The following is a 19,600-nucleotide window of genomic DNA, read 5'->3' as shown; positions in this document are numbered from 1 at the left end:
TTGACGGACAGCATTGCGGTGTCGGTAGCAGGTGTAGGCGGGACCAGTGCGAACGGTACTGTGGTGATCACTATTGTAGACGATGTACCAACCATAAGCGTAGGTGACGCGTTAGAAGTAGTTTCTGGTGGTACAGAGGGGGCTGTGGCAGGCAGCCTGTCTTATGACTTTGGTGCGGATGGCGCGGGCAGTCTGGAGGTGAATAACGAAACATTTGCGATCCCGACAGTGGGTAATCCTACACAAATTATAGGTACACACGGTACCTTAACGGTCAATGTCGATGGTAGTTACAGCTATCAGGCGAACCCGAACACTACTGGTGAGACAGATAGCTTTGAGTTTGTGATAACAGATGCAGATGGTGACACGGTAGAAGCGACGTTAAATGTCGCTATCGTGAACCAGCCACCTGTTGGCAACCCAGATGAATATTTAGGGGCAGCGGGCATTGTTGAAGGCACAGGTGCTACAGACTTTAGTTCCGTACTAGTAAACGATGTTGACCCAGATGGTGATTCACTAACTGTAACGCAGTTCTCAGCTAACGCTAATGGTTCTGGTGCGGTAACAGCAAATGGTGTAACTACTATAACTACTGCTTTTGGTGGTGTAGTGATCATGAATGCTGACGGTACCTTTACTTATGATGCCACTAATGTGGTAAGGGATCATGCGGATGCGACACCTGATGTCGATAGTTTCTATTATCAGGCTATAGATCCTTTTGGTGGCGCTACTAACTGGATACAAGTTAAAGTCGGTATTAGTGACTCCACGCCAACCGCTGAAGACGATCAGGCTAGTGTTGTAGCTGGCGAGTCTACCTCTGGTAATGTGCTTACCAATGATTCCGGCTTAGACGAGCCGTTAAGTGTAACGGGTGTATCTCATTCAACAGCGGGCAGTGTTAACTTTAACAATCCGGCAGATGTGAAAACAGATGGCGATGGGAAGCAGTATATTGAATTGACCACCGGCGCGGGAACTTTACAGCTGTATGCAGATGGAAGTTACACTTACACCGCAAACCCAGTAAATACTACAGTTGTTGTCTCGGGCTCCAATTTAGCGGAGTGGACATCTAGCGTTGATCTGTTTGGTTTTGTTGGCGCGCCGGTAAATGGCTCTGGCAACTTGAATTTAAGCGCTTTAACTGTAGCTGCACAAAATGCGATTAGTTGGAATGGCGGCAGCAAACCAGGGGTTGGGGTGTCTATACGTCAATCTGGTAAAGTTGATGATGGTGAATATGTTGTGATTAATCTTGGTGGGCCGGCAACATCCGCTGCGATTAGTGTAAACCAATTTAACGCCTCGCAAGCTCAGTACTCAATTTGGTCTGCTTATGATGCCCAAGGTAATTTGGTCGGAACGGGTACCTTTGAGGGGGTGAACTCCAACGGTACAGTCGCGACGTTGAATATCTCGGAAAATGATGTAACAGGTCCATTTAGCTATATTAGTGTTGGCTTTGATACCAATGGCCAAAATTCAAACGCTGGTTTTGTGATCAATGGCTTGGCTTACTCTGTAGTGCCTGAAAACAGTGAAGATAGCTTTACCTATTATATGCAAGACCAAGATGGATCTGCCGCTAGCGCCGAGCTGGTAATTAATATTGGTAATGCACCAGAATTATCAATTCCTGAGCCTGACGATGCAGAGATTGTTCTGCAACCACAGCAAACGACTATTTTTGAGGATGGTGAAGCAACGGGTAATGTCTTAGATGGCGCCGATGACGCAGATCGAGACATATTGGCCGTTACAACCTTTACGGTGAATGGCAATACCTATAGCGCTGGCGTTAGTGCAAATATTGCAAACGTTGGTACCTTCGTGGTTAATGCTGATGGCTCCTATACCTTCACACCTGCGGCAAACTGGAATGGTGTAGTACCGGTAGTGAGCTTTGGTGTTACTGACGGTTTTACTACTGTTACGTCAACACTGGCTGTTACCGTTACGCCAGTTAACGATGCGCCAACTTCAGCAGATAGCGGTACTACAATTTCAGAAAGTAACAGTACTTATACATTTAAACTAAGTGATTTTGCTTTTGCTGATGCAGTTGATGCGGCGACAGGTCAAGTGCATAACTTGTTAAATGTAATTATTACTGAGCTACCTGCTAATGGCACACTTTTCTTAAATGGTGCTCCAGTGGTTGTAGGGCAGAGTATTAGCGTAGCTAATATCGCTGGTAATGCGCTAACCTACACCGCGGCAAACAATGGTAGTACTTCCGCTTCCTTTAAATTCAACGTGCAAGATAACGGCGGCACTGCAAATGGTGGTATTGATACCTCTGCAGATTACAATTTTAATATCGATATAGGCCGCATCACTACCGTTGGCAACGGAAATGACACTATTAGTGGTGGTGCAGGTAATGATGTATTGTTAGGAGATATCGGAGGTAGCCTATTAACGTTTACACCTGGCACAAATTATAATATTGCCTTAATTGTTGACACATCAGGCAGTATGGCACGGAACTTGGCAGGTAACATTACAAGTGACCCTGCAGCCTCTCGAATGACATTAGTTAAAGCGGCGCTGAATAAACTGGCTAACGATTTGGCAGGGCATGATGGTGTTGTGAATTTAAGCCTAATTGGTTTTGCAATGAATGCAACGGTTGCGTTCCAAGCAAGTAATTTGCAAAACGGAGCTGCGTTAAATGACTTGATAACCGCTATTAATAATTTAGTTGCATCTGGAGGTACTAACTACGAAGCAGCATTTAATTCAGCTGTAACTTGGTTTGGCGCTCAACCCTCGGTCGGTTTTGAAAACCTCACTTACTTCTTAACCGATGGAGATCCAACATATTATCTAAACAATGATGGCTCTATAGGAGGTAACGGTTCAGATACTACGGCTGTAGTGCTACAAGAATCTGTTAACGCGTTCCTGCCACTGAGTAATTTGAGTTCGGTAATTGCTGTAGGTATTGGTAGTGAAGGCGTTAACCAAGATTTCTTGAAGTTTTTTGATAACAGCGACGCTATTGGACAAGGCTCAGTTGTAGCCAGTTTGGGCTGGACTACGGTTGCAAGCTTTACTGATGGTGGAACAACTGGCATTAATAGTGCGAACGGTTGGTCTTTGGTTGGCAACGGTGCAGTAGCTGTTATTAATAACAATGGCACAAACAATGACTATCTTCGTTTAAGTGATGCGCGAAACAGTGGCCAACAACAGGTATCTACATTTACATCACAGCCAATAAATGTCGGGACTGACGGAGGTATTCGTTTCCAGTTTAGAGGTCTTAGTGATAATAATGCTAACGACACTGCAAATTGGCGCTTATTGGATTCAAATGGTACGGTTGTAGCTAGTGGTAATCTATCCGTTCAGGAAACAAATTTCACTACTGTGCTGGCGGCTAACAATCTGTCATCAGGATCTTATCGCTTGCAATTTGTCCTGCTAGATAATTCTAATAACCAGTCAGACCTGCAAATACGTATTGATAATATTGCAGTTACTGGGACAGCAATTGTAACTGGAGCAGTTGGTCAGCCAACCGTTATCGATTCCGCTAGCGAGCTAGAAGCGGCATTACAATCGGGTGCAACTAATAATGAATTGGCTGCTGTCGGCAACGACACCATCAACGGTGGTGACGGTAACGATATTATCTTCGGTGATGTGGTGAATACCGATGGCAATGTCTTAGATTGGGCAAGCGTTGGTGGTCGCCCGGCAAACTTGGTTGAGGGTGCTGGTCTAAATGGCTTAAAGGTATTCTTAAAACTGCAAAATGGTGGCACAGATCCAACCGATGCGCAGTTGTATGAATATATTCGCGATAACCATGCTGACTTCAATGTTGCTGGCGACACTCGCGGCGGTAATGATGTCCTTAAAGGTGGTGCTGGCGATGATATTATTTATGGCCAGGGCGGTAACGATACTATCTACGGTGGTGCCGGTAACGACATCCTTTATGGTGGTACAGGAGCAGATACCTTTGTTTGGGAACTAGGTGATGAAGGTGAAGCCGGTGATCCAGCACGCGATATCGTAAAAGATTTCAACCTAACTGAAGGTGACAAGTTGGTGCTGGGTGATTTATTACCGGGTATAGATGAAGATAACTGGGGTGATTATCTGGAAGTGCTGTTTGAAGGTGGTAATACGATAATTCGTATCAAGACGGATCCATCTTCAGATGTTACCCAAGAAATTGTGCTGGAAAGTGTAAACGATATGACCGAGCAAGATATTATCGACCATATCTTGCAATACAAAGGCGATATCTAATGGTGTAAGCCGTAAACATCATTTAGTCTTGCGTTAACATTAATTAGAAGAGGCAAATTGCTATTTGCCTCTTCTTTTTTATAATAGCGCCAAATAATTTGGAGTGCGCTAGATGAATGAGTTAACAGTACCTGCACCGGCCGGCCTGCAAGCAAAAGTACTAAGTTTGTTAGCTAGGCCTTGGTTGCAACATACGTTATTGGCCTTAATTTTAATAAATGCTGCTTTGTTAGGCTTGGAAACCTCCGCTGCGGTTATGGCGGTCGCGGCTGACCCTATAATATGGTTAGACAAACTTATTTTAACGGTATTTGTAGTGGAAATTGTGCTACGAATTTATGCACACCGTTTATCCTTTTTTAAAGATGCCTGGAGTTTATTTGATTTTATTGTAGTGGCTATTGCCTTAGTGCCTGCCAGCGGGCCTTTTGCGGTATTGCGGGCGCTCAGGGTGTTAAGGGTGCTGCGGGTGCTGACCTTTGTGCCTTCAATGAAAAAAATCGTCGGCGCTTTGGTGCAATCACTGAATGGCATGCTGTCTATTGCCATGGTGTTAGGGTTGGTTTATTACGTATCGGCGGTAATGGCGACTAAGTTGTTTGGTGAGGCGTTTCCAGAGTGGTTTGGTAGTCTAGGCGCTACGCTTTATACCCTATTCCAGGTGATGACCCTGGAAAGTTGGTCTATGGGTATTTCGCGGCCGGTGATGGAACAGTTTCCTTATGCCTGGGCCTTTTTTGTGCCTTTTATCCTTATTGCGACTTTCACCATGTTAAACCTGTTTATTGCGGTTATTGTGAATGCTGTGCAAAGCATGCATGACGAAGAGCATAAAGAAGAAATTGATGCGAAACAGCAGCTACAACAGGATTTAGTGGCGCAAATGCAGCAGCTGCAGGCTGAATTGGCAGCATTGCGAGCTCAGTTGCCGCCGAAAGATAGTACCTAGCAGCTTAGGACAGTGCCGCAGCAAAGATAGCTCTGTTGTTGCGGCGGTGCCGTATAAATTTAATAACGCTAGTCTGGTGCTTTAACGCTAAATGTCTAACAAACCTTTTATGCCAATGCTCTCTGGAAACTCCCTGCTTTTGCTTTAGTGACAGGAGCATCAGCCTTTTCAATGAGCTTAGTTTTATGCTCATGGGCGTCAGTCTATTGTCAGCCTGGCCAGGCATCCAATAAGTTGAGGTGGAGTATTTAGTCGGAACCTACTCCGCTTGGTGCATAAAACTTTCCAAATCCTGACCTGTCAACTTACTAATGCTACTAAACATAAACCAGATAGCAAAAAACAATACCAGCATGCTGGGGAGCACTATTACCGGATAGCTTAGCCAGGTCATTTTACCCAGCTCCTCGTTAAAGGCGGTCGTGCCCGGTGGGCTCACCAGAATAATTTTGGCGAGTAGATAATTTAAAGCCGATGAGAGAAAAAACGATGCGGCAACCAGGTAGCCGGATTGGGCTAGCTTTTTTTCAAATAACGCTGTGTTAGCGCGTTGGTCCAAGGCTTGATACAGTTTAGTGGTATCTAGCAAATCACCATTTAAAATAAATTTCTTTACAAGAGGATAGCGAGTGTACTGGCTAATTAACACGGCTAGACCAATAGCGCCGGGAATGGCAGCCTCTTTTATCGCAATATATTCAGCATCCAATTTTAATAGTGCTATACCACCGGTAAGTAGTACGCTAATCACCCCTAGTACCGAAAAAAAGTTTACTTTGCCCGCGCGTTTTAAATCCCAAATGCCAAAACATACCGGGAAGGCCAGCGCCACTATCAAGCCCCACACTGGTCCTAACTGAGCTTCACCGCTAAATTTGCTTAAAATGACTGCTGGGATAACAACATTAATTAAAAGATTGGATAAAAAGCCGCTACTTTTCTTACTGGCTTGTTGTTCGGGATTACTACGCATAACCAAAAAGCTCCTAACTGTTGAGTCGCCAGTATAACGGTAAACAAACGTAAGCTGCAGTGTTAAGTGTAGTCGCAAGGTTATTGCTCTGGATAACCGAACATCTCAGCCAACTGATCACGATGACGTCTCGATACCGGTAACACTGCACCACATTTCAGCATAATATGCGCATCGCCTTTATCACCAGGTCTAAGCTCGGCAATATCTTGCTTACGCACTAAGTAGCTACGATGCACCCTGGCGAATAGCGCCGGATCTAATTTTTGTTGTAACGACGTCATACTCTCGCGCAGCAAGTAGCATTTAGCCTGAGAGTAAACATAAATTTCTACATAGTTACCGGCACTTTGGATCCAACGGATATCGTTAACATCAACCAATCGCAAGCGACCTGGATCACGGATAGTTAAACGATCGACATACTGCAGTGTTGGTTCTGCCTTGTTTGTAACCAAGGTGTCAATAATACGGCTGCACGCTTTTAGTAATGCTTGTTGAAAACGACCTGGGCTAAAGGGTTTTAGCAGGTAATCTACTGCGCTTAAATCAAAGGCATGCACTGCGTAATCAGCTGAACCGCTACAAAGGATCACCGCAGACTGGTGGTTGAGCTGTTTGAGTACCGTCAAGCCATCTAAAACAGGTAGCTCCACATCCAAAATAATAATATCCGGCTGATGCAACTTGGCCAGTTTCAATGCATCTGCGCCGTTATCTGTCTCGGCGGCAATGGCAAACTGTGGTTGTTGCTCAAGCAAATGGCGGATGCCTGCACGTGATAGGGGCTCGTCGTCCACGATTAAACAGCTTAATTTCATCATTGGTTCGCTTAATGCAAAAATGAGCAATTAGAATAAGTGATAAACATGGGGAGTACCGCTCCTCAGCCAGCCAAGTAGAAACAGCGTCTAGTTTAATCCAGATACATTCGTGAATGTATCCATCTCGTCCCGAAAACAAGTTTATTGGTAGCTTAATTGTTATTTTTATAATCAAGTTTTTGCAAATTTGCTTGTTTTTACTTAGTCGCTCATCCCGTATTTCATACCTTTAGCCACAGCAACCCTGCTTTTTGTGTCTTTTCGCTAGACCCCATCGTGCAGCAGCAGTAGCTTCGCGCGGGTTGCATGCTTCTTAAGCACTTCAAAAACATCTAATAACAACGCAGTCGGCAAATGGCTGTGATCCAGAGGGAATATTATGCAAAGATCAAGATTAAATAACGCCGTGCGTTTGGCCATCTTGGCTGCTCCAGTTGCCTTAGCAGGTTTGAGTACGTCAGCTATGGCGCAGGAAGAAACGGCGAAGGTTGAGCGAATTGAAGTTACCGGCTCACGTATTAAACGTATTGGTGAACTGGCGCCTACGCCTATCACGGTGATCTCGGGTGATGCTATTGTGTCAGCAGGTGTGGTTAACGTCGGTGACTTATTGCACAAGATGCCGAACACCCTGGTAGGTTTATCACCAGAGACCAGCAATAATACAGTCTTTGCCAGCGGTTTAAACAATACCGATTTGCGTGGTTTGGGTTCTAGCCGCACTCTGGTGCTAGTGAATGGCCGCCGCTTTGTTGCTGGTGCACCAGGTAGCTCAGCCGTAGATTTAAACAATATCCCAACGGCTATCGTCGAACGGGTAGAAATTACCACCGGTGGTGCTTCGGCGGTATATGGCTCTGACGCCATCGCAGGGGTGGTAAATATCATTACCAAAAAATCTTATGATGGTATCACTGTCGATGTTTCGACTACGCAGCCAACACAGAGCGGTGGTGAAGAAGAGTACGCCTCTATCACCTTTGGCTCTGAAGCAGGCAAAGCCTCTTTTATCACCAACTTAAGCTGGGCACGCCAAAAACAAATTAGCTATATGGATCGCGATTACTTACGTGATGCGCCTATTGTTATCAGAAACCCTCGGGTTGGTGCTGATGATTTTGATCCAAAAACAGAACCTAATGCGGTGTTTGAAGGCCTATATGGGCGTCAGGTATTAGCGGCTTATGATAAAACCGGTACCTTTGTGGTTGGTGGTAAGCGTTATAACTTCTCTGATAGTGGTCAATTAAAACAGATGGGCTTAGGGCAAGCACTGCCAGCAAACCCAAATGGCCGGGTAGACTATCTGGGTGGTGAAGGGTACGACTTTGCGGAAAACCAGTTCTTAAGAACGCCGCTTGATCGGATAAATTTCTTCACCAGCATGAATTACGATATCAATGACAATCATGCCTTTACTGCCGAATTTACTTACTCTAAATCAGACGCTTATGGTGAAAGTTCACCAGCCTTTATGACCTTTGGTGTTTTTGGTGATAATGCCTTACTACCGCAGGCGGCGCGTGACCTGATCTTAAGTACTGCTAACGTTGACAATCCAAATGGTCGGGTGAATATGGGCTATCTGGCGTCTGATTTCGGTAATCGCCGTTATAGCCAGGACAGAACCTTGGCACGCCTTGCCTTAGGTTTAGAAGGGTATATTGGTGATTATTCATACGAGGTGTATGCCACGTCGGGCCATGTGCAGGCCGATACCGAATGGTATGGCGAAATGTTTGAACAGCGTTTTTATGATGCGGTAGATTCAATAGTGGTAGGTGGCGAAGTGGTGTGTCGTAGTGAAGCCGCACGTGCTAACGGTTGTTTACCACTGGATATTTTTGGTCGTGGTATTTACGATCAGGCTGCCTATAACTGGGTTAGCACGGATGCGATGCGTCGCTCCTCTATTCAACAGCACGTGATAGGGGCTTCGGTAAGCGGCGAGTTGTTCGAATTGCCAGCCGGTGGTTTAGCAGGTGCCTTAACTGCAGAGTATCGTAAAGAAAAAGCTGACACCCTGCCTGATCCTGCAATGCGCGATGGTTTACTATTCAACAACCAATCTGCTCCTTTAGCGGGTGAGTTTGATGTAAGTGAAGTGGCGGCAGAGATTTCAGTACCTTTATTAGCCGATCTGCCTTTTGCCGACACCTTAACCTTTGAAAGTGCCTTCCGCTGGATGGATTATTCAACGTCAGGTAACGATACGGCCTGGAAAATTGGCGTAAACTGGGCAGTTAATGATGAGCTACGTGTCCGGGTAAATCGCTCTAAATCGGTGCGTGCACCGAATATTGGTGAGTTATATAACCCACCAGGTCAAACCTTCCGCTCTATTACCGATTGGTGCGCATCAAGTCGTGCTAATGCGTTACCAGAAAAATATGCCGATAATATTCGGGCAAACTGTGCGGCTCAGGGTATTCCAACCACCTTCGAGCCATCTGAAGATTGGTTTAGCTCAACCCGGCCGGGCTTTATTGTCGGTAATACCGATCTGAAGAACGAAGTGGCGAAAGATATCACTATTGGCTTTGTATACACCCCAGACTTTATTGAAAATTTAAGTCTGACCGTGGACTACTGGAAGTTTGATATCGACAATATGATTAACAGCTTCACCGGCACTGCCCTGGTGACGTTATGTTATCAGTCAGACTCATTAGACAACCCTTACTGCCCGCTGATTGAGCGTGATCCAGAAACCAAAGAAATTGTGAATTACTTCGAGAAGCCCGTTAACTCTGCAGTTAGCCGTACGTCAGGCTTTGATATTGAAGCGAATTACCGGATCGATACTGAATTAGGTAACTTTGGTTTCCGCTTAATTAGTACTTATCTGCAAGAGCGGATGTACAACTCGACAGGCCGTCCGGATGATGAAGTGATTAACACTGGCGAGGTATTAAGACCTAAGTGGAAACACCGCTGGACTACAGACTATACCTATGACGGTTTCTCTGCAGCGCTAACCATGACGCATCGTTCAGCTACGGTATTGTCTAATACCTGGTCGCCTAACGTGAACAATTACAATGATGTGCCATCGTACACCACCTTCGATTTAACGACACGTTACAATGTGACGGATAATTTACAGGTGCGGGCCGGTGTGTTGAATATGTTTGACAGAAACCCACCACGTCAACCAGGTGTGTTTGCAGAAGGTGCAGCCTTTGATGTGATTGGTCGCCGTCTGACGGCTGGGGTGAAATACGACTTCTAATCACTACTAGACTAAGCGCACGGCAGCTATCGCGTAGCGCTTAGTTCCAAATGTTTTGTTAAAGCCGGCGTCTTCCTCCCTGGGGGCGCTGGTTTTTTTATATTAAGTGATCGCACGTGGTGAAAAAATGTCTGGGTGGCTGAAACACATCATAGTTGAGTACCAACACAGAACAGGCTAGGGTGGTTAGAACTTTTCGATAAGCAGTGGAGCACGGGTATGGATCAATATGCTGCCCTTAGGGCAAATGTCGGGTTACTGGGTACAGAACTGGGCGAAACGCTGCGTCAGCATCTGGGTGATGCGGTACTAGAGCGAGTGGAGCAAATTCGCCAATTGTCTAAAGAGGCACGGCAGGGCGATAGCAAACAGGCTGAGCAGTTACGGCAAGTCTTAACCGCACTAAGCGACGATGAGTTATTACCGGTAGCGCGGGCTTTTGCCCAGTTTTTAAATCTAGCAAACTTGGCCGAGCAACACTTTAGTGTTAGCCAGGCGGGTCGGCACAGTATTGAGAAACCAGAGCCGCTGACCGAGTTGTTTCAGCGCTTAAAAGACGCCGCACTGCAAAAAGGTGATATCAATCAGGCCGTGCGGGATCTATCGATAGAATTGGTGCTCACCGCGCATCCCACCGAGGTCGCACGCCGCACCCTTATTCATAAACTGAGTGAAATCGCGGCGTGTTTAGCGCAGCTGGAGCAGCAACATACGCCCTGGCAGCAGCAACAGCTGCAATTACGCCTAACGGAGTTAATTAGCCAGGCTTGGCATACCAATGAAATCCGCGAGCAACGCCCGACACCGGTAGATGAAGCCAAATCCGGTTTTGCGGTGATCGAAAGCTCGCTCTGGCAAGCGGTGCCCGACTTTTTACGTGAGCTCGATGCAGACTTAAATAAAGCCATGGGCACTGGGTTACCACTGGATGCGGCACCGATCCGCTTTTCTTCCTGGATGGGCGGTGATCGCGATGGTAATCCTTTTGTTACGGCCAAAGTAACCCGTCAGGTATTATTACTCAGTCGTTGGAAAGCCGCAGACCTCTTTATTCATGATCTCGATTTACTTTCTACCGAATTGTCGATGAACACAGGAACGGCAGAGTTGTTAGCCGCCAGTGAGCAAGCTTCTGAGCCTTATCGTGCGGTATTAAACAAGTTACGGCAGCAACTTATTTATACCCGCGATTGGTTAACCGAAGCGTTAAAGCATGATCGGTTACAACGTCCTGCTGATTTACTCTGGCACAATCAGCAATTACTGGAACCGCTGTTACTCTGTTATCAATCGTTACTCGCCAATGGTATGCAATTGATTGCCCGTGGCCGTTTAACGGATACCCTGCGCCGGGCTTATGCCTTTGGTTTAACCCTGCTGAAATTAGATGTACGGCAAGATGCTGGCCGCCATGCAGAGGTATTTGCCGAGCTTACCCGTTATCTGGGGCTGGGCGATTATGGCGCCTGGACGGAAAGTGATCGCCAGGCCTTTTTACTGCGCGAGCTTGCCAATAAGCGGCCATTATTCCCCAAAAGCTGGCAGCCCTCTGCCGAGGTGCAGGAAGTGTTGGATACCTGCGATATCGTGGCCCGGCATGGCAGTGAGGCACTGAGTACCTATGTTATTTCGATGGCTGGCAAACCCTCTGATGTATTAGCGGTACAATTGTTATTAAAAGAAGCGGGCATTAGCTTCCCGATGCCAGTCGCTCCCCTATTTGAAACCTTAAGCGATTTACAAAATGCGCCCGATTGTATGCGGCAGTTACTGAGCATTGATTGGTATCGGGGTTATATTAATGGCCGGCAGGAAGTGATGATTGGCTATTCTGATTCGGCCAAAGATGCCGGTGTACTGGCAGCGGCCTGGGCGCAATATAGTGCGCAGGAAGCTCTGGTTAAGCTGAGCGGCGACTATGGTGTTAAGTTAACCTTATTCCATGGCCGTGGCGGTACTATTGGCCGTGGCGGTGGCCCAGCGCATGCGGCTATTTTATCGCAGCCACCGGGTTCATTGGCGGGCGGTTTACGGGTAACCGAACAAGGCGAGATGATCCGCTTTAAGTTTGGCTTGCCTGAGTTAGCTGTGCGCAGCCTGGCGCTTTACGCCAGCGCCGTATTAGAAGGCATGCTATTGCCACCGCCAGTGCCTAAAGCCAGTTGGCGTAAGCTGATGAGCCAGTTAGCGGCAGATTCCTGCGACGCGTATCGGGCTGTGGTGCGGCATAACAAAGACTTTGTGCCTTATTTTCGTGCCGCCACGCCAGAGCAAGAGCTGGGTAAATTGCCTCTAGGTAGCCGCCCGGCTAAGCGTAACCCAACCGGTGGTGTTGAGAGCTTGCGGGCTATTCCCTGGATCTTTGCCTGGTCGCAAAACCGCTTAATGTTACCCGCCTGGCTTGGCGCGGGTAATGCCTTGGCCAAAGCGGTCGCTGCAGATAACAGTGCCCTGTTAGATGAGATGCAGCAGCAATGGCCATTCTTTGCTACCCGTCTATCGATGCTGGAAATGGTATTTCTAAAAGCGGATCCTGAAATTTCAGCTTATTACGATAAGGTGTTAGTTCCTGAGGAGCTGCAGGGCTTAGGCCAGCAACTGCGGCAGCAATTAGCGGCAGATCGTGAACTGTTATTAAAACTGATCCATAGCGATACCCTGATGGCAAAAGAGGGCTGGATCCGCGAGTCGATAATGCTGCGCAATACCTATGTTGATCCCCTGCATATTCTGCAGGTCGAGCTGTTAAAGCGTGCGCGGCAGCAGCCGGATCAGATCAGTGCGCAAAGTAACCGGGCACTAATGGTAACCATTGCCGGTATTGCGGCGGGTATGCGTAACTCGGGTTAACGCAAAGCTAGTTGGTCTAGCGTGCTAGGCCCAGTGTAGCGCCATTTTAGTCAAGGATGATAACGGCTAAGATGGCGCCTGTTATTGCGAGCAGGCAAAGCTTCTCTTTTATCAAAACGAATCAGAAAGCAGCGTGTTTAGAAAAAACCGCAGTTGCGTGATCGGTTAAAGCCCATAAAGCTCCAACGGCAGCCCGTCTGGGTCCTGAAAGAAAGTAAAACGCTTGTCGGTATATTCGTCTACCCGAATGGCTTCCACTGCAACACCCTGTTGCTTTAGGTAACTTACCCAATGATCGAGATCGGTTACCGCAAAGGCCAAATGCCGCAGTCCTTGAGCTTCAGGTTGGCTGGGCCGTGCCGGCGCACCAGGAAAGCTAAACAGTTCCAGCTGACTACCGTCGGCTAGCTGTAAGTCTAGTTTCCAGGATTGCCTGGCTTCGCGGTAATGCTCAGCCAGAATCTTTAGCCCCAGCACCTCAGTATAAAAGGTTTTGCTGCGCTGATAATCACTACAAATCAGCGCCACATGATGGATACCATTAAAGGTAGGTTGTTGCATTACAGTATTTTCTTAATCTCAGTTTTTAAATTGTTGTCTTTGGTACTGTCTTGTAATGGCTTTAACAGTGCCTCGGCCGCCGGCCTTTGTTCGGTGGCTAAATAGAGTTGGGCTAAGCGGAACTGTGCCCAATCAGTAAATTCCGCTGGCGTATTGTCGTCGGCTAAAAAACGTTGTAATGCGTTAATACCTTGCTGATGTTCGGCTTTTGCCAGCACTGTGGCCCGGCCTAATTGATATAGTGCCATTAAACGGCTGCGCTCGGCGTCGATATCGGCAGCGTCTTGTTCGCTGGCTAACGCAAATTGCTGCATAGCGCCCTGGTAATCACGGCTTTGTGCCCGTTTTAAGCCCTGTAAAAAATACGGTTCGGGGCGGCTTTGTAACGCAGGGGCTTGTGCTAATAAGGCCTCTGCCGCCTCGGTTTGATCTTGCTGTAACAGTAGCTCTAATTCCAGTAATTGGCCTTTTACCGGTGCCAACTGTTGTAAGGTTTTAGTCAGTTCCATCGCTTTGGTTTTGTCACCACCGGCTACACCCGGCGCCTGCGCATAATATTTAGCAAGCGCCTGCAGATACTCGGCATTCTCCGGAGCCAGTTGGTGTGCTTGCTCAAAGGCTTTAGCGCAGCGTTTGGCCAGCCCTAAGGCACTTAACATACTGGCTTGTTGCGCGGCATCGCAACTGGCACGGCCATACCAGAATTGGTATTCAGCATTATCTGCTTTTGCTTTTACCGCCCGAGCTAACAGCTTCTCAGCTTGTTCTACGTCACCCAGTGCTAATTCGCTGCGGCCTAAAGATGCCAGCAAAAACGCATCTTTGGTTTTGCTATTTACCTTTGGCGCCAGTATGGCTTTCGCATCCGCATAGGCTTTTTGTTGCAAAAGTGCTGCTACCTGCTGTTCCAGCTCAGTATTGGCCATGGTATTAAAGCTTACACCCAGCAGCAATAGCGTAAAAATATGTTTCATAGTCTTCCTTGTAAGTTTATTGACCGTGTTAAGACCTGCTAATTCAGCAAAAGTTTATTGCTGATACGCTAATACCCAGTTAATAAAGAGTTCTGTACCGGTTTTTAGCGCTTTCTCATCAGCATAAAAATGCGGAGAGTGATTGGCCGGTGCTTTCGCCGGGTCCTGTCCCTCAGGAGTAATACCTAAAAACACAAAGAGGCCAGGTGTTTCCAGTGCATAATAAGAGAAATCTTCAGCACCTGTTACCAGCGGGCTTTCCAGTACCTTATCTACACCTGCTACCTGTTGCAATATGGGTAAAGAGCGTGCAGTAAGCTCAGGGTTATTCAGTGTGACCGGATAGCCTTCTACGATTTTTACCTCTGCTTCAGCCCCGGTTACAGCCGCACTCGCTTCTGCTGCTCTTTTCAGTAAGCCAAAAATTTGCTGGCGAATACCCATATCAAAATTGCGAATGGTACCTTCCAGATAGACTTCGTCCGGAATAATATTATTGCGCACCCCGCCTTCAACAATACCAAAGCTGACAACCGCTGGCGCTTTGGTAATATTAATTTGGCGGCTAACTATAGTTTGCACATTATTAATAATTTGCGCGGCAGCCACTATAGGGTCCACGCCGCCCCAAGGGGCTGAACCGTGGGTTTGCCGGCCCTTTACTGTTATTTCAAAGCGGTCAGAAGAGGCCATTAATGGCCCGGAGCGATACTGCACTACACCGGTATTCGCCGGTGCCCAGACATGGATGCCAAATACCGCTTCGGGTTTCTCTTTGGCAAACAGGCCTTGCTTTAACATCAGCTCCGCGCCACCTTCTTCGCCGGATGGCGCGCCTTCTTCGGCCGGTTGAAAAATAAACATCACCTTGCCAGTTAGCTGCGCTTTGTGTTTAACCAGATAATCAGCTGCACCCATCAACATAGCAACATGTAAGTCATGGCCACAAGCATGCATTACGCCAACCTCTTTACCGCGATACTCCCCTTTAGCAACAGAGCGAAACGGCAAATCTGTTTGTTCTGTGACCGGTAGCGCATCCATATCGGCGCGTAGGGCTAAAAAGGGGCCAGGTTTGCCACTATCTAAAATGGCCACGACACCAGTATGGGCAATACCCGTTTGTACGGTTAATCCCAATTGCTGTAAATGCTCTGCCACCACCTTAGCAGTGCGAAACTCACGATTACTAAGTTCAGGGTGTTGGTGTAAATCGCGGCGCCAGCTAATAACCTGTTGCTCCAGCTCCGGGCTGATCCTTAAGGTGTCGGCATGTGATGAGGCGGGGTTAAAGGCCAGAGTGGCAAGTAACATAGCGGCAGCAAGCGGGCGTAATAGCATGGTAGATCTCCGGGCTGAGGATGTTGTTGAAAGTGCGGTAGCGAGCGGTGTTAGCTACTATGCGCAAATTGGCTTAATAAATCCAGTGTGTGTTGGATATCGGCAGTGCTGATATCTAAATGACACACCCAACGGATCCGTTTTAGTGTACCGCTGGCACTGGCATAGTTGCTGCTGGTGAGTTGTATCTGCTTTGATGCCAAAAAGGCAACCAGCTCGTCAGCCAGCATCGCTGGTAAATCGGTAAACAGAATATTGGTTTGGGGTGGCTGTACGCTAAGTAGCTCGGCAAAGCGGCCTTGCCCGGCTAAGGCCGCTAAGCCATCGGCCAAAAGGCGGGCATTAGCATGATCTTCCGCCAGTCGGTCAATATGGTTTTGCAAGGCATAATGGCCTGCTGCCGCCAAAAGCCCGGTTTGCCGCATACCACCGCCCAGCATTTTTCTTACGCGCTTGGCCTTTTTTATTAACTCCTGCGAGCCTAACAATAATGAGCCAATGGGGGCCCCTAAGCCTTTTGATAAACAAATGGACACCGAGTCATAGCCCTGGCACAGCGTTTTCGCCATCTGTTGTGGGCTAAGCTGATGCTGCGGGGCTAAGGCCACAGCCGCGTTAAAAAGGCGGGCACCATCAATATGGCATTGTAAGTTATGTTGTTTCGCCAGGGTGGCAACCTGCTGCATATAGCTAAGGGGTAACACCTTACCGCCTACGGTATTTTCAATCACAATAAGCCGGGTACGGGCAAAGTGTGGGTCGTCTGGTTTAATGGCATCGACAATATCTGTAACTGCAAGTGTGCCATCGGGTTGCAGGGCGATGGGCTGTGGCTGAATCGAACCCAGTACCGCCATGCCACCGCCTTCCCACTTATAGGTATGCCATTGCTGGCCAACAATAGCCTCATCACCCCGTTGGCAGTGGCTCATCATGGCAATTAAATTGGTTTGGGTGCCGCTGGGCGCAAATAAGGCGGCTTCAAAGCCCAGTAGCTCAGCCGCATAGTGTTGCAAGGCGAGTGTACTGGGATCATCATTAAACACATCATCGCCTAAAGGGGCGTCAAACATTACCGCTTTCATGGCGGCGCTGGGTCTGGTTACCGTATCACTGCGAAAATCTGGCATCTGGTCTCATCTTTTTCAGTTAGCACTGGCGCTCAGGCTAGATTGCTGGCAGGCTAAAAGCAAGTATTCTGAGGCTGTTAGCGGCTGGATAGCGATAGCGGTTTAACATAGTGAATACAGCAGTCTTCAGGGAGAGTGGGAGTCACAATGGCAGTCGATTATTTTTTTGAACCTGGGCTGGGTCATGGCTTAGCGCATGATCCAATGAACAGTATTATTGCGCCAAGGCCAATAGGCTGGATCTCGAGTGTGAGTAATAGCGGCCAGGTGAATCTGGCGCCTTACAGCTTTTTTAATTTATTTAATTATCAGCCACCGATTATTGGTTTTGCCAGTACCGCTTGGAAAGACTCAGTGCAAAATATCCAGCAAACCGGTGAGTTTTGCTGGAATCTGGTAAATCGTAGCCTGGTTAATGCTATGAATCAGACGAGCGCCAGTGTAGCACCAGAGGTAAATGAATTTGAGCTGGCGGGTTTAACGATGCTGCCTTCGAAACTCATTCGGGCACCGCAAGTAGCAGCAAGCCCAGTACGCTTTGAATGTAAACTAACACAGCTTTTTCCATTAAATACGGCGTCTGGTAAGCAACTGGACACCTGGATGGTCTTGGGCGAAGTAATAGGTGTGCATATCGATCCTAAACTGTTAAAGGATGGTGTGTTCGATACCTTAGCGGCTGATCCCGTGCTACGTGGCGGTGGGCCTGGGGATTATTATGCGTTAAGTGCTGCCCAAAAATTTACGCTACAGCGCCCTAAAATTTAGTACATAGCCGTAATGGCTGCTTTGCTGTCGGTGTGCAGGCACGCGTCAAAGCACCAACGCTTGTTAAGAATAAAAAGAAGGAGCAGAAGATGTACCAAAACAAGATGCGCCAAACCGCTTTTTCACTAGTTACTGCGATCATACTGGGTTTCACTGTGGGGCAGACGGCGGCGGCATCTGCCAGCGAGCTGTCAGCGACGACACTGCCACTGTTTGATGAAGCAGCGCTTGCTGCCTTAACCCAATTTGATACACCCGGTATGGCACTGGCCGTGGTCAAAGATGGTCAGCTGGTGCATCTGGCCGGTTATGGTGAGCGTGAGCTGTCATCTGCCGCACCGGTAACGGCCGACACCTACTTTCGGCTGGCTTCTGCTTCAAAAGCCTTTACTGCCGCCAGCGTAGCGATTTTGGTCGACGAGGGTAAGCTAAGTTGGGACGACAAGGTAATACAGCATTTACCCGAATTTAAAATGCAAGATCCCTGGGTGACGGCAGAGTTTACAGTACGGGATCTCCTTAGTCAGCGTAGCGGTTTAGCCGGTGCGGCAGGAGATAGCATGATCTGGCCTGAACCCAGTGGTTTTAGCCGGGATGAAGTGATCCACAATCTGCGCTACCTTACACCGCTAACCAGTTTTAGGGCCAATTATGCCTATAGCAATGTGCTCTACATAACTGCAGCAGAGTTGGTGGCCCGGGTAGCGGCTAAGCCCTGGCATGAGTTTGTCGCCGAACGTATTTTTCAGCCACTGCAAATGCAGTGCTACGCCGGTCCAATGCCAGAGGCCGCCCTACAAAATGTGGCCTTACCGTATAGCTTTAGTGGTACTGACGGTTTTGCGGCTATTGAGCGTAATGCAATTAACGGTGCTATGTTAATGTCAGCCGCCGCCGGAGGCATTGTTTGTAGTGCCAGCGATATGAGTAAATGGCTGGGTTTTTTACTCTCTTCAGCCGGCACAACAACCGCCGCCCCGGTTAGCCGGGCGCAGCTGGCACAAATGTGGGCGCCGCACACCATTATGGGCGTATCAGCTACCGATCGGGAGCTGGATTTTACTAACTTTAGTGCTTATGGCCTAGGCTGGCGCATGGCCGATATGCATGGTGTTAAGGTTGTCCACCATACTGGCACTTTGTCGGGCTTTCAGGCGCATGTGGTATTGATACCGGATCGGCAGCTAGGCTTAGTGGTGCTTAACAATGGCTCGAATAGCGGCGCACGACAGGCGGTGGTACAAACGGTATTAAAGTATTATTTAGCACCCGAGCTACAGCGCGATTGGGTGGGCTATTATGCTGAACAACAGCAACGCCGGGCGCAAGGTACAGGTGCTGCGGCGTTACCGGTGGGTACTGGCGAGGTGTTGCTGGCACTACAGGATTACGCGGGAACCTATGCCGATCGCTGGTTTGGTGCTATTAGCATTACCCAAACTGAAACGGGTTTAAGTTTTCAATCGGCGCGCATGCAAAATTTACAAGGAATATTAGAACCCTTTGCCGATCACAGCTTTGTAGTGCGTTGGCATGATGCTAATGTGGCACGCCCTGCACTCATTCACTTTCAGCTAAATAATCGCCGTCAGGTAACCGGTTTTCGGTTAGAGCCTTATGTTGCAGAGCCTGGGGAGCGCCATGAATATCGGGATATGCAGTTTCTCAGGAGTAAGCTATAGAAAAGGGCAGCTGATGCTGCCCCTTACTTGTATTGGCT

12 protein-coding genes are annotated in these 19,600 nt (G+C 47.9%); 6 read left to right on the top strand and 6 right to left on the bottom strand.

Features of this window, described 5'->3' with window-relative positions; translation table 11 throughout:
* Positions 1–4,278, top strand: a 4,278-nt coding sequence (locus tag IE163_RS15455; protein ID WP_229833602.1) for an Ig-like domain-containing protein, incomplete at its 5' end; no start/stop codon positions are given.
* A gap of 112 nt (positions 4,279–4,390) precedes the next feature.
* The gene (locus tag IE163_RS15450) at positions 4,391–5,227 is read left to right on the top strand and encodes an ion transporter (RefSeq protein WP_189433892.1); all 837 of its coding nucleotides are present in this window, start codon (positions 4,391–4,393) and stop codon (positions 5,225–5,227) included.
* A gap of 259 nt (positions 5,228–5,486) precedes the next feature.
* On the opposite strand, the gene IE163_RS15445 is transcribed toward IE163_RS15450, so the two are convergent.
* Together IE163_RS15445 and IE163_RS15440 are read right to left on the bottom strand one after the other, a co-directional pair.
* Positions 5,487–6,200 (bottom strand): VC0807 family protein, encoded by a 714-nt coding sequence (locus IE163_RS15445; RefSeq protein WP_189433891.1) that lies wholly within the window; start codon positions 6,198–6,200, stop codon positions 5,487–5,489.
* Between the two features lie 80 nt (positions 6,201–6,280).
* Positions 6,281–7,024, bottom strand: coding sequence for a LytR/AlgR family response regulator transcription factor (locus IE163_RS15440; RefSeq protein WP_229833601.1), 744 nt, complete (start codon positions 7,022–7,024; stop codon positions 6,281–6,283).
* Positions 7,025–7,403: 379 nt separating this feature from the next.
* Between IE163_RS15440 and IE163_RS15435 the strand changes: the two genes are divergently transcribed.
* Together IE163_RS15435 and ppc are read left to right on the top strand one after the other, a co-directional pair.
* Complete coding sequence (locus tag IE163_RS15435; protein WP_189433890.1) at positions 7,404–10,256, top strand: TonB-dependent receptor plug domain-containing protein; 2,853 nt, start codon at positions 7,404–7,406, stop codon at positions 10,254–10,256.
* A 219-nt stretch (positions 10,257–10,475) separates the two neighbouring features.
* The gene (ppc, locus tag IE163_RS15430) at positions 10,476–13,106 is read left to right on the top strand and encodes a phosphoenolpyruvate carboxylase (protein ID WP_189433889.1); all 2,631 of its coding nucleotides are present in this window, start codon (positions 10,476–10,478) and stop codon (positions 13,104–13,106) included.
* A gap of 165 nt (positions 13,107–13,271) precedes the next feature.
* Here the strand turns inward: ppc and gloA2 are convergent, their stop codons facing one another.
* From gloA2 to ltaE, 4 genes are read right to left on the bottom strand one after another with little or no spacing between them, the layout of a single operon-like run.
* Positions 13,272–13,667 (bottom strand): SMU1112c/YaeR family gloxylase I-like metalloprotein, encoded by a 396-nt coding sequence (gene gloA2 / locus IE163_RS15425; RefSeq protein ID WP_189433888.1) that lies wholly within the window; start codon positions 13,665–13,667, stop codon positions 13,272–13,274.
* Positions 13,667–14,641 (bottom strand): tetratricopeptide repeat protein, encoded by a 975-nt coding sequence (locus IE163_RS15420; RefSeq protein WP_189433887.1) that lies wholly within the window; start codon positions 14,639–14,641, stop codon positions 13,667–13,669. The genes gloA2 and IE163_RS15420 overlap by 1 nt, the downstream gene beginning before the upstream one ends.
* Positions 14,642–14,695: 54 nt before the next feature.
* On the bottom strand, positions 14,696–15,982 hold the full coding sequence (locus IE163_RS15415) for an amidohydrolase (protein ID WP_189433886.1): 1,287 nt from the start codon (positions 15,980–15,982) through the stop codon (positions 14,696–14,698).
* A gap of 50 nt (positions 15,983–16,032) precedes the next feature.
* On the bottom strand, positions 16,033–17,112 hold the full coding sequence (gene ltaE, locus IE163_RS15410) for a low-specificity L-threonine aldolase (RefSeq protein ID WP_189433885.1): 1,080 nt from the start codon (positions 17,110–17,112) through the stop codon (positions 16,033–16,035).
* A gap of 147 nt (positions 17,113–17,259) precedes the next feature.
* On the opposite strand from ltaE, the gene IE163_RS15405 reads away from it, so the two are divergent.
* Entirely contained in the window at positions 17,260–17,880 is a 621-nt protein-coding gene (locus IE163_RS15405; RefSeq protein ID WP_189433884.1) for a flavin reductase family protein, read from the top strand.
* 89 nt (positions 17,881–17,969) lie between these two features.
* Positions 17,970–19,562, top strand: a complete 1,593-nt coding sequence (locus IE163_RS15400) for a serine hydrolase (protein WP_229833600.1) — start codon at positions 17,970–17,972, stop codon at positions 19,560–19,562.
* The last annotated feature ends 38 nt before the right edge of the window (positions 19,563–19,600 follow it).

Source organism: Alishewanella longhuensis, assembly GCF_014653435.1.
GTDB classification, from domain to species: Bacteria; Pseudomonadota; Gammaproteobacteria; order Enterobacterales; family Alteromonadaceae; genus Alishewanella; species Alishewanella longhuensis.
Note: the sequence above shows the minus strand (reverse complement) of the source record. Positions and strands in the feature narration are given on the sequence as shown.

Excerpts from the sequence above, each read along its gene's own strand:
- IE163_RS15450 (WP_189433892.1), top strand. The coding sequence starts at position 4,391 with ATGAATGAGTTAACAGTACCTGCACCGGCCGGCCTGCAAGCAAAAGTA.
- IE163_RS15445 (WP_189433891.1), bottom strand. The coding sequence starts at position 6,200 with ATGCGTAGTAATCCCGAACAACAAGCCAGTAAGAAAAGTAGCGGCTTT.
- IE163_RS15440 (WP_229833601.1), bottom strand. The coding sequence starts at position 7,024 with ATGATGAAATTAAGCTGTTTAATCGTGGACGACGAGCCCCTATCACGT.
- IE163_RS15435 (WP_189433890.1), top strand. The coding sequence starts at position 7,404 with ATGCAAAGATCAAGATTAAATAACGCCGTGCGTTTGGCCATCTTGGCT.
- ppc (WP_189433889.1), top strand. The coding sequence starts at position 10,476 with ATGGATCAATATGCTGCCCTTAGGGCAAATGTCGGGTTACTGGGTACA.
- gloA2 (WP_189433888.1), bottom strand. The coding sequence starts at position 13,667 with ATGCAACAACCTACCTTTAATGGTATCCATCATGTGGCGCTGATTTGT.
- IE163_RS15420 (WP_189433887.1), bottom strand. The coding sequence starts at position 14,641 with ATGAAACATATTTTTACGCTATTGCTGCTGGGTGTAAGCTTTAATACC.
- IE163_RS15415 (WP_189433886.1), bottom strand. The coding sequence starts at position 15,982 with ATGCTATTACGCCCGCTTGCTGCCGCTATGTTACTTGCCACTCTGGCC.
- ltaE (WP_189433885.1), bottom strand. The coding sequence starts at position 17,112 with ATGCCAGATTTTCGCAGTGATACGGTAACCAGACCCAGCGCCGCCATG.
- IE163_RS15405 (WP_189433884.1), top strand. The coding sequence starts at position 17,260 with ATGGCAGTCGATTATTTTTTTGAACCTGGGCTGGGTCATGGCTTAGCG.
- IE163_RS15400 (WP_229833600.1), top strand. The coding sequence starts at position 17,970 with ATGTACCAAAACAAGATGCGCCAAACCGCTTTTTCACTAGTTACTGCG.